A 13729-nucleotide genomic window follows, 5' to 3' on the forward strand; every position below is an offset into this window, starting at 1 on the left:
CGACGGCTGGTCCGCCGAAGAATTGTTCGAAGCCTATCCCGAACTGTGCCCGGAACACATCCGCGCCGCGCAGAGCTATGCGGCCGCCTGCCTCGCATCCGACGAGGCCGTATTCCTTGCCGGAAAAGCACCGTGAAAATACTGGCCGACGAGAATATCGAACCATTTCTCGTTGGTTAGTTGCGCGGACAAGGCCATGACGTGCTTAGTGTCCGCGAAACAGACCGGGGCGCGTCTGATACCGACGTGCTTCGCATGGCCGCGGAGTCGGACCGGGTATTGTTGACCGCCGGCAAGGACTTTGGAGATCTCGTGTTCCGGCAAGGGCGCGGCGCCGCGGGCATCATACTGCTTCGCCTGCGCACCGTGTCTCGCCAGGAGTCCTCCATTTTGTCCAGCAGCATTTTGCCGCCATGGAACGCGCGGCGCCCGGACACTTCGTCACAGCCACCAGCCGCGCCCTGCGCGTACGCCCGCTGCTGCCGCGCGATGACGGGTAATCGGCGGCTGTCGCGTACCGGGCCCTTGCCATGCGGGGACCACTCTTCGTATGGACATTATCCTCAGGAGAACGGGCGGCATGCGTCACCCACACCGCCAATGTTCAGGCGTGTCCACGTATCCCCTCCGGACCGGATTCTCAGGGACGTACGCGGTCTTCTGAGACAACATCTCGTCGCCCTGGATAAGCGGCGGATGCGTCCCTTCCTGCCAGACCTGGTATCGGGAGCGCAGGGAGGGGGACAGGATAATACAAAGCAAAGCTTTTCAGAAAAATGCGTTCCCAAGTGCAACTTCGGAACGAGTTAAAACGAGCCAAACCCCTGTTGCCGTTACGGTTCGCCGGCTTGTTCCCGTTCCGGGCCGCTGCGCGGCAGTTCGTGGGATCGCTGTTCCACGAGCCGCCAGCCAAGACGCCGAGCCCCGCTTGTCGCAAAAAAAATTTGATCGCGCGCTCCGCGCGCGACAAGGGTAAAGAGCAAAAGAGCACAGGGCAACAGGGCTACAGTACACAGGGTTACGGAGTCCGCAACAATCGCAACCCGATGAGCGTGTAGCGGTAGCCCGGGGGGTCGTAGTAGCGATACGCTGAACGGCAGCCTCTGGGAGAGTTGACCCACGAGCCGCCACGCACCACCCGGCGCTCGCCAGACGCCGGGCCTGAAGGGTCCGTCACGGAGCCGCTCGCGTAGTCCCCAAACCAGTCCGAGCACCATTCCCAGACGTTCCCGTGCATGTCGGACAGACCCCAGCGGTTCGCCTTGAAACTCCCCACCGGCGACACGTTCCAGTACCCGTCCGAAAACGGGAAGCGGTAAGTCCACTGCTTTCCGTTCGGCAGCTGCGTCTCGTCCGCGCCGTTCAGGCGTCCCCGCCCGTCCTCGGCGCGGTCGCCCCACCAGAACTCCGTATCCGTACCCGCGCGGCACGCATACTCCCACTGCGCCTCCGTAGGCAGCCGGTACGTCTCACCCGTCTTCCGGCTCAGCCACTCGCAATACGCCACCGCATCGTTCCAACTCACCAGCACCACCGGCTGACGGTCCTCCAAGGCCCAGCCCGGATTCCGCCACGACGCGCCCTTCGTATCCCCCCACTGACCCGTATCAAGACTGTACGTATAACCCGAGCCGCCTTTCTCAGCGTCGGTCTGGTAGCCCGCCGCGTCCGCGAAGGCCCGGAACTCCCCCACCGTCACCTCCTTCGTTGCCAGCCAGAATCCCCGCGTCAGCGTCACCGTATGCCGAGGGTGCTCATCCTCGTGAAACTCCTTCCATTCCGCGTCGCCGCCGTACGTCGCGATGACCCGCTCAGGGCTCAGCTTCGAGCCCATCTCGAAGGTCCCAGGCGGTATCCACGCAAACTCGCCGCCCTCGAACACCCGCACCTCGCCCGCCTCAGGCTCCTTCGGCGGAGGCGGCGGTGGCGGGGGCGTCACCACCACCGGCGGGCGAGGCGCTTGCGTGCCGGGGCCGGTGGCGTACGGACGCGCCAAGATGATGTCGCCGGAGATGTCGGAGAGCAGGCGCGGGTTTTGGCTCTTGCCGGTGCGCGCGGCCCAGCGCCGCGTTTGCTCGAAGGTGTAACGGCTGATTTCCAGCGCCGATATCCGGCCGTCGCCGTCGCTGTCGGCCTCGCCGCGGAAACCCTGCAGCAGAAACCACGTGAACGCGCCGTGGCCCTGGTCCTCGTACTCGTGAGACAGTTCGTTCACCTGGCACGACGCGATGGTGATGCGGCCCTCGGAAAAACGTTCGATATCCGACATCATGCCCCGTGTCATCGTGGGCGTGTTGCGGCCCGCGCCCGAGTGGCACGCGTCGAGGATAACCAGCGACCTTTTCGCGGCGGAGCCGTCCAGCTTCTGCTCGAACAGCGCGAAGGGCAGCGCGGTGTTTTCCAGGTCGCCCTGGCGCGCGTCGCCCGGCACGAGATAAAGCCGCCCTTCGACATCCACGCCGTGGCCCGCGAAATAGACCAGCAGCGAATCCTCGGGGCCCGCAAGCTGCACCCACTGCCCGAGCACGGCCAAGATGTTGTTGCGCGTGGGCCGGTGCATCGGGTCCGGCGCGCCGTCGCACAGCAGCACGACGTTATCCGCGGGGAAACCCTCCGGCGCGCCGGTCAGCACATCGCGGACGGACGCCGCGTCGCGCACCGCGTTCGGCAGGTCGCCGAACGCGCTGTCCTCGTAGTCGCCCACGCCGACGAGCACCGCCCACTTCTGCGGCGCGGGTCCGGCCGCCGTGCCCCCGGAACCGCGCTGCGCCGCGGCGCCGGCGCACGCCAGCGCAAGACACAGAAGACAACAGATAAGGCGCCCCCGGTTCATGCGTCTATCCTCCGGTAACGCCCCTATATATACCATGCCGGTGTCGCGTGCTCAAGGGCCGGCGAGGCGCATGCCCTTCTTGCACGGGCGGGACGCCCGCGGCGCCGTGGCATGGGCATCTTGCCCATGCTTTCGGCAAGGCAAGGGCCGGGGCTGACCTTCGGCGTTGACCTACCAGCCCGCCCCGGCCGGTTCTTTCTTTGGACGGCGCACGCGCCGTCGCGGGAACAGGTCTGGACTCCCGGCGCACACTCGCGCGGTTCCCGCCGCGCGACTCCGGCTATCAGGAGCTCGCAACAATCGCAACCCGTTGTTCGTGTTGCGGTTGTCCGGGGTGTCGTTGTTGCGATTCGCTGAACGGCAGTTTCTGGGATTGTTGTTCCACGAGCCGCCACGCACCACCCGGAGTGCCTGTCCCTTCTTCAACCCCTGACAAAAGGCAGGGAGTCGAATACCCGTTCGCGCAGGCGCCACGTGTCTCCGTAAGCGGCGTGCGCATTCCAACTCTGGAGCGATTCCTTGACCCCGGCCCAGGAAATCAAGCCCCTGCGATAGTCTTCCTGCATCTGGCGCATGCGGCGCCGGGCCCGCCGCAGGTTGTCCTGGCGCAGACGGACACGGTCCGGCAGCACGCGAAAGCCCAGGAAATTAACCCCGTCCGCAACTTCCAGAATCTGGGTCTTTGCCCGATGCAAGCGCAGTCGCAATGCGGCAAGCGACGCATCCAGCGCGCCGCGCGCCTCCTCCAATTCCCGTGGGTCATCAGAGAACAACGCGATGTCGTCCACATAGCGCAGATAACGGCGGCCCCCGTAGGCGCAGGCCAAGCGATGGTCCACGCCGTTCAGGTAAACGTTCGCCCATAATTGGCTGGTGAGGTTGCCGATAGGCAGCCCGTGGCGGCGTTCCGCGGGCGTCAACAGGCTGTCGCCCTCGAAGTAGATGCCTGTTGGCTCCTGTTCGTTGCTGTGGTCCAGAATCAGTTCAATCAGCCACAGCGTGTCCGGGCACTTTATTCTGTGCCGGATGATTGCCTTGAGCACGCAATGGTCCATGCTTGGGAAATACTTCTCGACGTCGGCGCGCAGGCAGTAGCGATACCGGCGCGCCAGGGACACGAAATGGTCCAGCGCCTTGTGAGAGCCTTTGCCTTTCCGGTTCGCGTAACAGGAATCGATGAACGCGGCGTCGAACACGGGCTCAATGATGTTGCAGAGGGCGTGGTGCACCACGCGGTCTCGGTAGGGCGCCGCGGAAATGAAGCGGCGCTTCGGTTCGAAGATTACGAAGGTACGATACGGCCCGGGGACGTATGTCTTGTTTCGCAGTTCGTCACGCAGGCCGTGAAGCTGGCCTTCGAGCCCGTAGTTGAAGGCAAGCACGTCCTCGCGAAACCGCTTCGAACGCTGGGCGAGCCGCGCGGCCTCGCACAGGTTCTCGAACGCCGTTACCCGCCAGAAGAGGCTGCCAACACGCTTCATTGCTGCTTTCTCTGTTGGCGAATCCAGCCGCCCAGGCTCTCGCCGATTTCATTGATGCCGCCCGTGGCGTATTCATAGCGCCGGACGTCGAGCAGGCCCAAGTCTCTGCACATGCGGATGAGATAACGCACCACGTCCAAGTCCGCGTTGATTTCCTCGAGCAGCCCCAGCTTGTCACGCCGGTATCGGGCACGGATCAGCTTTTCCAGGATGTCCAGCAAGCGCGCCTCGATACGGTCGCCGAGCACAAACCGGTAGTCGCGCGGAAACGCGTTGACCCGCGGAATCAACCATAAGAGCAGGTCATAAGACCGCTGAATTATGGGCAGTTCTTGTTCGGTCATGGAACGCCAAAAAATTTTGATCGCGCGCTACGCGCGCGATAAGGGTAAAGAGCAAAAGAGCACAGGGCAACAGGGCTACAGTACACAGGGTTACGGAGTCCGCAACAATCGCAACCCGTAGCCCGCGAGGCGGCTGCCCGGGGTGACGCTGATGCGACGCGCCGAACGGCAGCTTCTGGGAGCGTTGCCCCACGAGCCGCCACGCACCACCCGGTACTCGCCCGATGCCGGGCCCGCAGGGTCAGTCACGGAGCCGGACGAGTAGTCTCCATACCAGTCCGAGCACCATTCCCATACGTTTCCATGCATGTCGTGCAGGCCCCACGCGTTCGACGGAAAACTGTCCACTACCACTGTTTTCTCCCGATAGACACCCTTACGGCCATTACCGTAGGTATCGTTGCCGTCGTAGTTCGCCTGCTCCGTTGAAATCGTCTGACCAAAATGGAATGGCGTCGTCGTCCCCGCGCGGCACGCATACTCCCACTGCGCCTCCGTCGGCAGGCGGAAACCGCCCCCGCTCACGCGGCCGTTCAACTTATCAAGGAACTCCTGACAATCCTCCCAGGATACGGACTCCACCGGCAAACGCGGGTCGCCCTTGAAACCGCTCGGGTTGTTTCCCATCCCCCGCTCCCATTGACCCTGCGTCACCTCGTACTTGCCCAGCCAGAAGCCCCGCGTAAGTGTAACTTGATGCTGCGTCTCATCGTCATCGCGCTGCGCCTCGCTCTCCGGGCTGCCCATCGTGAACGTCCCCGGAGGGCACCAGACCAGTTCCAGCGTCACGCCGCCGCCGAGGTCCACCGTCTGCACGTCGCCGGGCTTTGGCTGGCCGGTCGTGACCGTCACCTGCGGCGGCTGGGCGGGTTGGGTCACCGACGGCGGACGCGTAGGCTCCGGCGGCTGCACGACGCTGACCTTCGCCAGCACCACCGGCTTCTGCGTCCACTTGCCCGGCTCGATGCTCACCGTTTCCGTATGGTCTTCGTAGCCCTCGGCGCGAACCGTCACCTGCGCCGTGCCCGCGGGCAGGTTCGATTGCTCGAATGGCTTGGACGACGTCGCCGTGCCCGCTTCGCGGCCGTCCACATACACCGTCGCTCGTGGCACATTCACCGCCACCTGCAGATGCCCCAGCAGCGACGGCGCCACAGGCGGCGGCGGCGCATCGGACGACGCCGGTCCGGGGCCGCCCGCAGGCGCCCGGAAATAGAAACTCCCCGTGAGCGAGGTGCTTTCCCAGGGTTTCTGTGCGCTGGCGGTCGTCTGCAATACCTCCGCGCGCACGCGCTTGAACACTTCCTCGACGGGCAGGCCCGGCACCTGTAACTGTTTGAGCAGGCTTGCGGTATAGACGCTGTTCGCGCCGCTGCCGTCCTCGGCCACCTTGCCCGGGCTGGTCGAATATGCGATGAGACAGCCCACGGCGACGTCCGCGGCGTTCATCGATGCGAGCCCCGCGGCGCCCGTGCGGAAATTGCGCTCAAAGGGGTTGTTACGGCAGGCGTCAAGGATGACGAGGCTCACGCCCGCGCGGGCGCTTTCCATGCGCACCAGCACGCGGTCGGCATCGACGCATTCGTAACGCGCGTCCTTCTCCGCTTTCATGGCCGCATCGACGGGAACGAGGTAGTTGCGTCCTTCGACCTGAAGGCCGTGGCCCGCATAGTAAAAGAGCGCCGTTCCACCTTCACCGATATGGTCTCCGAACGCGTCGATAGCCTCCTCTATCGCGCGCAGCCCCGCATCGGTCTTCAACGTGACCTCGAACCCGCACGCACGCAGCGCCTCGGCCATCGCGTTCGCGTCATTGACCGGGTTGCGCAGCGGCGCGGACGCATAGGCTGAATTGCCGATGACCAAGGCGACTCGCGCGCCGCTCGAAGCCGCCACCGGCGGCGCGGCCGTGCCCCCGCCGCCGCGGTCCTGTGCGGCGAAGACCGCACCGCAGATAAGAAACAGCCCCAGACACGCATATACGGAACACCCGAAGCGACACATAGTCTGCAACACCTCATCTTACGCGCAATGCGCACCCTTCGAGGCTTGTCTCGCCGCAAAGCATGACCCGCGTGGAGTACAAAAAGAGTTGTTTCGGCCGACAAGATACCCGTCCAACGTTCCCGCAGACACGCTGTTTCCACCGCACATCTTGAAGGGTGGGACGCGAGACGCTAGGGAACAATTGTTGCGTGGTGGATGAAATCCAGACGCGGGAAATTCTCTTTAAGGTAAAACGCTCCTTCCCTTCGGATACGTCCCTGATCGGGGCGCTCTCCGTATTCTGCGTTGATCGCCTTGACAACGTCCATGCCTTCTACAATTTCGCCAATAGGGGCGAAGCCCATGCTGTCCAGCTTCGCGTTGTTACCTATGTTAATGAAAAGCTGCGTCGTGCGTGTGTTTTCGCCACCCGACGCGAAACTCACCGTGCCGGCCGCGTTCGTTTGTCGAACTGGGTCGTCGGGCAGCTCAGAATCGTCCCACTGCGCTCCAACTTGCGGGTCAGCTGGAATTCCAAATTGGATGACGAACCCAGGCACGACACGAAAGAATGCCGCTCCGTCGTAGAACTGTCTGCAAACCAAGTCATAAAACCGCTGGGCTCCAAGAGGTGCCCATTGCTTGTGGCATTCGATGACAAACACGCCCTTACTGCATTCGACTCGAACCCGGAACACATCAGACGTGTTTTCCGACGCAACCACCGCGGGCTGGCGCGTAGGTTCCGGCGGTTGCACGACGCTGGCCTTGGCCAGCACCACCGGCTTCTGCGTCCACTTGCCCGGCTCGATGCTCACCGTTTCCGTATGGTCTTCGTAGCCGTCGGCGCGCACCGTCACCTGAGCCGTGCCCGCGGGCAGGTTCGACTGCTCGAACGGCTTGGACGACGTCGCCGTGCCCGCTTCGCGACCGTCCACGTACACCGTAGCTCGCGGCGCATTCACCGAGACCTGCAACCCGCCGACGAGCGGCGCGGCATCCGGCGGCGGCGGCAATGCGGCCGTGGTCGTTGCCGTTTGCGGCTCCGTGAAATAGAAGCGCCCCACCAGCGAGGTGTTCTCCCAGGGGATTTGCGCGTCGTTGGTCTGACGCGACACATCGGCGCGTACGGACTTGAATACCTCTTCCACGGGCAGCCCCGGCTGCCGCAGGTACTGCACCAGGTTCGCCGTGTAAACGCTGTTCTCGCCGTCGCCGTCCGCGGCAACCGAGCCAGGCGCGGTCGCGTAGGCGATCAGCACGCCCTTCGCCGCCTCCATCGTGGCCAGACCCGCGGCTGTGGTGCGGACGCTGCGCGGGAAGGGATTATTGCGGCAGGCATCCAGGATGAGCAGATTGACCGATGCGCCGCTGTTCTTCATCTTAGCCAGGACCAGGCCCACGTTGGTGCAGCGGAACTTCACCTCGTCCTCGGATTCCGGCTGCGCCGTCACCGGAACGAGATAGTTCTCACCATTCACCTGCATGCCGTGACCCGCGTAGTAGAACAGAGCCGCGCCCGCGCCGCGGATGCGTTCGCCGAAGGCGGTCACGGCCTTCTCCATCGTTTCGAGGTCGCAGTCGGTCTTGACGGTCACCTCGAACCCGCACGCACGCAGCGCCTCGGCCATCGCGTTCGCGTCGTTCACCGGATTACGCAGCGGCGAAGCTGCATAGGCCGAATTGCCGATGACCAGTGCCACGCGCGCGCTTCCGGAGCCGCCGGGCGGCGGCGCGGCCGTGCCCCCGCCGCCGCGGTCCTGCGCGGCGAAGACGGGGCACACGGCCGCCAAGAACATGATGCCAAAGGCGATTGACCGCCGACTCATGGAGGTCCCTCCTTCCGCGCGGGCAAGAGACTACCGCCGCCCCGGATTTTTTCGCTGTTGTGTCTTTCGGCGCTTCGGGGTCACGACCCGCTGGCCGAGAGTGGCTTGAAACCGCCGCAAGTCCTCACAGATGCGATGCAGGTCGCCGCCGAACAACCGCGTGTGCTCCATGCGGTGCGCACGCACCTCCGCGACATAGGGGTCTTTCATGAGTCTTCCTCCAGAAACGTATCGGGGGAAACAATCTCGGGGCAGGCATATCCCGCATTTTCAACTGTCTGGCGTATCCTCATTTTCGTAAACGGGTTGTTCATGTGCGAAAAATTCCAGGTGACAATAAAGTCCATCCCCGAGGCCGCCGCACGTAGTAGCTTACAACGCTCGTCTCAATGTAGACGTTTCGCTTCATGTCAAAAGACTATCACGGGCGGAACTACCCCGCAAGCAAAGCGGCACTCACAGTATGGGCGCCGGAGCCGCCAGGCGGCGCTGCCGTGCCCCCGCCGCCGCGGTCCTGGTTCGACAGCGCCAATGCTGGTTTCAGCAGCAGAACCATAAGCAACGCTGTAATGTTGTAATGTTGTTCGTCTGAATTCTCATGTTGCGGAAAGGCACCTTGGCCGGTCTCCCGTATTTGTTGATTGCGTCTTCCTTTTCGAATAACGTGACACACCACGAGATGGCCGAAATACACCCCGACCCCACGGCTATCTTGCGTTACGAAACTCAGTGTTCATCGAGCAGTTCCCGGATATCCAGACCCATGGCCTCGGCCCTCTGGTAGAGGCGGTCGGCTTCGGCTTTGTCTTTGCGCACCTGGAAACCGTCCCGATAGCAGCTACCAAGCATTGCCATGGCGAGCGCATTTCCCCTGTCTGCTGCTTCTCGTACATACTCGACGGCTCTTGCCGGGTCTGAATCCCAGTATTCGAGGGCCAACATGATCGAGGCAAATGTGCTTCCCTTGCCGCGCGCCTTCTCGAGCCATTGCCTGCACCTGGCAGAGTCAACCGGCACACCCCACCCTTCCGAATAGGCCATCCCCAGTCCCAGTTCCGCCAGAGAGTCACCGCCCTTCACCGCTTCAAGCAAAAGCCCCCCTGCCTTGTCTTCGTCGAGCGTCAGGCTGGGATGCGGGGCCAAGTAGCAGAAAGCCAGCAAGACTTGCCCTTGTGGCACGCCCAAGTCGGCGGCACGTTGAATCATGTCCAGTTCCGTGCCGTCCATGAAATCGTTGAAACTGCCTTCCATGAGTTTCCAGTCCACTCCACGTTCAAGGGAATCACGGACGCGAACGTACGTGGGCGTGATGACGGAAACAATCTGCGTAATGGCAGCAGCGTCCGTGGCAGCGGACGTCTGAGGAGGCGCCGGGACCGGCGTGGGCATTGTGCCGGCCCGCGCTAGAATCACGTCGCCCGAAATATCCGCCAGCAGCCGCGGTGTCTGTCGAAGGGCTTTCTGGGCGGCCCAACGGCGCGTCTGCTCGAAGACGTAGCGGCTCAATTCAAGCGCGCCGATGAGCGAATCTTTGTTTTCATCGGCCGAGCCGCGCAGTCCGTCCAAGAGAAACCAGGTAAATGCCCCGTGCTCCTCCCGGTCGTATTCGTGGCTGACCTCGCTCTGCTGACAAGAGGCAAGTGTAATCTTGCCCTCGGAGTACCTCTCTATGTCGCGCATCATACCCGGCGTCATCGTGGCGGCGCCCCGGCCTGCGCCGGAATGACATGCGTCGAGAATAACGACTTTGCATTTTGCGGTGGCCTCGTCGAGTTTACTCTCGAACAGGCTGTACGACAGGCCCGTGTTCGCGACATCGGCCGTAATGGCATCCTGCGGCATCAGATACAGCCGGTCGCCGTCTTCCATACCGTGACCTGCGAAATACACCAGCAACGTGTCCTGGGGCCCGGTCAGGCCTACCCATTGTGAGAGTATGCCCAGTATCTTGCTGCGAGTCGGCCGGTGCATCGGCTCGGAGGCATCAGGGGTCATCAGTACAACGTTGCCGGGGTCAAAGCCACCGGCCACACCGAGCAGCGCATCCCGAACTGCCGTGGCGTCGCGTACCGTGTTGGGCAGATCAGAGAGCCCGGGGTCCTCGTAGTCGCCGACCCCTATAATCACGGCCCATTTCTGACAGTCCGACGATGCGGGCGCCTCGGCGCCTCCCGCACCGCGTTGCTGGGCAAACACCCCCGCAACAAGCGACAAGGCCGCGAGGAAAGAAAACATGACTTTAATGCGCATATGTATCCGGCCTCCCTCCTGATACAGACACCTTATGCTCCGAAATGTTCACATGCTTGGCGTTATCTTACCATGCATAGGCCGCAAGAGATGCCGAAACGAGACAGACAAGAAATATGGTCAGTGTGTACTGAGAGTTGAAAAGCTGACGTGGACGTTGCCCACAACCCAGAGAATCCAAAGAAATCCAATAGTTTTCACACATTATAAGTACTTGTGCTACAATTGCTTACGCAGGTCGCTTAAAAACTTCTTTCTGTTCTTGATAGAAGCCATACTTTAAGATATTAATGCGTAAACAGCGCAGCATCAAGGGTCCAATATCACGGGTAGGCGAGACGAACCACTCGAAATCCGAGGCTGTCCGCCGCGTTTTTAGCGGACTGATAATCCCTGCACGCCGACCGGCAGCCCCATGGAAAGCAGCCCCAGGACCCGCCACGGGTCACGCGGTAGTCGCCCGTTCGGGCTCCTTTCGGGTCAGTTGTTGTTTCGGACGGATAGCCACCATATAGGTCTGCGCACCACTCCCACACATTTCCGATTGTGTCATATAAGCCCCATGGGTTTGCCTTGAAGCTTCCCACTGGCGACACATTCCAATACCCGTCCGAAAACGGCAATCGCCACACCCACTGCTTCCCGTCCGGCCGTTTCGTCTCATCCGCACAATTCATGCAGCCTGTCCCGTCTTCAATCCGGTCGCCCCACCAGCACTCTGTATTCGTGCCCGCGCGGCATGCGTATTCCCATTCCGCTTCTGTCGGCAACCGGTAGGTATCCCCAGTCTTCTGGCTCAACCATTGACAATATGCCGTTGCATCATTCCAACTAACGAGAACGACGGGTTCGCGTTCCTCAACTTCCCTGTGAGGATTGCGCCAAGTTGCCCCCGCCGACAGCAGCCACCCGTGTTCCTCGATGTCATAGACAGCGCCTTGACCTGCTTTCTCGGCGTCTGTCTCATACCCCGTCGCGTCCACGAACGTCCGGAATCGGTCCACTGAAACCTCTCTTGTGCCCATCCAGAACCCTCGCGTTAGCGTTACCGCATGCTGCGGGTGTTCGTTTTCGAGCTCCGACTGCACCTCCTTGTAGCCATCACACATCGTAATAACCTGTTCCGGAGTCAGACTTGAGCCCATTTCGAAGTTTCCCGGCGGTATCCACGCGAATTCACCGCCTTCGAACATACACAGTTCACCCGGATTGGGTTCCTCGGCCGGCGGGGATGTCGGCGCAACCACGGTCGGCGGGCGTGTCTCGCCCGCGCCCGGACCTGTGACATACGGACGAGCCACAAAATAGAACTCCGCTGTCAACGACGTGTTCTCCCAGGGTATTTGCGCATCGTCCGTTGCCTGCAACACCTCGTTGCGCACGGTCATGAACAACTTTAGGATGTCGAGGTCGTTCTGTTCGAGATGCTTGAGCAGGCTGGCGGTATACACGCTGTTGCGGCCCGTGCCGTCGGCGGCGACCTTGCCCGGCGCCGTGGCATAAGCGATAAGACAGCCGCGCGCTGCTTCCATGGGGGCGAGACCCTGCGTGCTGCTGCGCCAGCTGCGCGCGAACGGATTGTTGCGACAAGCGTCCAGTATGACGATATTCACTCGTGCACCTGCGTCCTGCATCTTTTCGAGCACAAGCCCCGCGTCCACGCAGAAATACTTGGCTTCGTGTTCCGCCTCGATGGCCTTCCCAACGGGCACGAGGTAGTTGTGGCCTTCGACCTGGATACCGTGCCCCGCATAGTAGAACAGCGCCGCCGCCGCCCCGGCGATTCTGTCGCCGAACTCGCGGATGGCTGTTTCAATGCGCTGCTGGTCTACGTCGCTTTGAAGCATGACAGCGAAACCGAGCCTTTCCAGGGCCGCGGCCATGTCCGTCGCGTCATTCACAGGATTGCGCAAAGGCGAGTCCGGGTAAGCGGCATTGCCGACCACTAGTGCCACGCGCGCGCTTCCGGAGCCGCCGGGCGGCGGCGCGGCCGTGCCCCCGCCGCCGCGGTCCTGCGCGGCGGAGACCACGCACACCAGTGTCATGACCACAGCAACTGCCGCAATAGGCCCCCGGCTCATTGATTTACCCTCCATCACGGCGAGTATATATCACAGCGTTGGCGATGCCTCAAGGCCGTAAAGCGGCTTGCGGCAGCCGCGCACGGGTTGCGTATGGACAACGCGGCGGTCTGATTGTGGAACATCATTCCATCTGCTAGCATATGGCGGCATGCGGGGTCGATGAATAAGGGGACACGGAAGGGAGTCCGTTTGACGTGAACGGGGAGACCGGCAGGATGAGGTGCCTGAGGTGGCCATTGGTACTTGCCTGTTGCCTGTGCATGGGCGGGGCTTCCGCGCAGCCGGGTTTGGAAGCGTTGTTCAACGATGCTCCGGGGCAAGTGAGCCAGCCTGAAAGCGCGCAAACGCTTTCGGCTCGAAGCGAGTCCGCCTGGACCGTCATGGTCTACTTCGCGGCGGACAACAATCTGGACCGGTACGCCCTTGGCGACGTCGAGGAGATGGAGGCGGCTGGCTCGTCGGAACAGGTCACGGTTGTCGCGCTGGTGGACCGCTGGAGCCAGGGCGGCGGCTGGTCCACGGGGCGGCTGGCGTTGGTCCAGCACGCGCCGCAGCCGGGGGTGCAATCGCTGGACCCGTGCTCCACTTGCCAGGACCTGGGCGAAATCGACTCAGGCGACCCGGCCACGCTGCGCGATTTCGTGAAGGCATGCGCGGCGACGTTCCCCGCGCAGCGGTACGCCCTCATTCTCTGGAACCACGGCGGCGGCTGGCGCGAGCTGAACGATTTCACGCGGGGCGCATCGCGCGGCGCGCGGGACTCGCGGGGGCTGGGTTTCATCCCCACTCCGGGCGTCCGCGCCGTGTGCAGCGACGACGAGAGCGGCAACACCTTGTACACCAAAGAGGTGCGCGAGGCGCTGGAACAGTCCGGCGTTCGATTCGAGCTGCTGGGCTTCGACGCCTGCCTGATGGGCATGGT

Annotated in this window: 12 protein-coding genes; 3 read left to right on the forward strand and 9 right to left on the reverse strand. The window is 62.7% G+C overall.

Going from position 1 to position 13729, the window contains the following annotated elements; all coding sequences use genetic code 11:
* Both KA184_19765 and KA184_19770 read left to right on the forward strand, forming a co-directional pair.
* On the forward strand, window positions 1-136 hold a 136-nt coding region (locus KA184_19765; protein ID MBP8131821.1), incomplete at its 5' end, for a DUF433 domain-containing protein.
* Between the two features lie 65 nt (window positions 137-201).
* Complete coding sequence (locus tag KA184_19770; protein ID MBP8131822.1) at window positions 202-810, forward strand: DUF5615 family PIN-like protein; 609 nt, start codon at window positions 202-204, stop codon at window positions 808-810.
* Window positions 811-1018: 208 nt separating this feature from the next.
* Here KA184_19770 and KA184_19775 read toward each other — a convergent pair whose 3' ends face one another.
* The 9 genes from KA184_19775 to KA184_19815 form a co-directional block, all read right to left on the reverse strand.
* The gene (locus tag KA184_19775) at window positions 1019-2833 is read right to left on the reverse strand and encodes an SUMF1/EgtB/PvdO family nonheme iron enzyme (GenBank protein ID MBP8131823.1); all 1815 of its coding nucleotides are present in this window, start codon (window positions 2831-2833) and stop codon (window positions 1019-1021) included.
* Between the two features lie 171 nt (window positions 2834-3004).
* Window positions 3005-3367, reverse strand: coding sequence for an SUMF1/EgtB/PvdO family nonheme iron enzyme (locus KA184_19780; protein ID MBP8131824.1), 363 nt, complete (start codon window positions 3365-3367; stop codon window positions 3005-3007).
* Entirely contained in the window at window positions 3256-4314 is a 1059-nt protein-coding gene (locus tag KA184_19785) for a group II intron reverse transcriptase domain-containing protein (protein ID MBP8131825.1), read from the reverse strand. Before KA184_19785 ends, KA184_19780 begins: the two co-directional genes overlap by 112 nt.
* Entirely contained in the window at window positions 4311-4658 is a 348-nt protein-coding gene (gene avd, locus KA184_19790) for a diversity-generating retroelement protein Avd (GenBank protein MBP8131826.1), read from the reverse strand. Before avd ends, KA184_19785 begins: the two co-directional genes overlap by 4 nt.
* A 90-nt stretch (window positions 4659-4748) precedes the next feature.
* Complete coding sequence (locus tag KA184_19795) at window positions 4749-6662, reverse strand: SUMF1/EgtB/PvdO family nonheme iron enzyme (GenBank protein MBP8131827.1); 1914 nt, start codon at window positions 6660-6662, stop codon at window positions 4749-4751.
* A gap of 173 nt (window positions 6663-6835) precedes the next feature.
* The gene (locus tag KA184_19800) at window positions 6836-8473 is read right to left on the reverse strand and encodes a caspase family protein (GenBank protein MBP8131828.1); all 1638 of its coding nucleotides are present in this window, start codon (window positions 8471-8473) and stop codon (window positions 6836-6838) included.
* A gap of 30 nt (window positions 8474-8503) precedes the next feature.
* Window positions 8504-8683: a hypothetical protein gene (locus KA184_19805; GenBank protein ID MBP8131829.1), complete on the reverse strand. Its 180-nt coding sequence runs from the start codon at window positions 8681-8683 to the stop codon at window positions 8504-8506.
* 516 nt (window positions 8684-9199) lie between these two features.
* Window positions 9200-10723 carry a caspase family protein gene (locus KA184_19810; GenBank protein MBP8131830.1) on the reverse strand — a complete coding sequence of 508 codons (1524 nt, stop codon included), beginning with the start codon at window positions 10721-10723 and terminating at the stop codon, window positions 9200-9202.
* A 323-nt stretch (window positions 10724-11046) separates the two neighbouring features.
* Window positions 11047-12804 carry an SUMF1/EgtB/PvdO family nonheme iron enzyme gene (locus tag KA184_19815; GenBank protein MBP8131831.1) on the reverse strand — a complete coding sequence of 586 codons (1758 nt, stop codon included), beginning with the start codon at window positions 12802-12804 and terminating at the stop codon, window positions 11047-11049.
* Between the two features lie 218 nt (window positions 12805-13022).
* Here KA184_19815 and KA184_19820 point away from each other — a divergent pair.
* A partial coding sequence (locus KA184_19820; GenBank protein MBP8131832.1) for a hypothetical protein occupies window positions 13023-13729 on the forward strand: 707 nt, incomplete at its 3' end.

It is taken from the genome of Candidatus Hydrogenedentota bacterium (assembly GCA_018005585.1).
In the GTDB taxonomy this organism is placed as follows: domain Bacteria; phylum Hydrogenedentota; class Hydrogenedentia; order Hydrogenedentales; family JAGMZX01; genus JAGMZX01.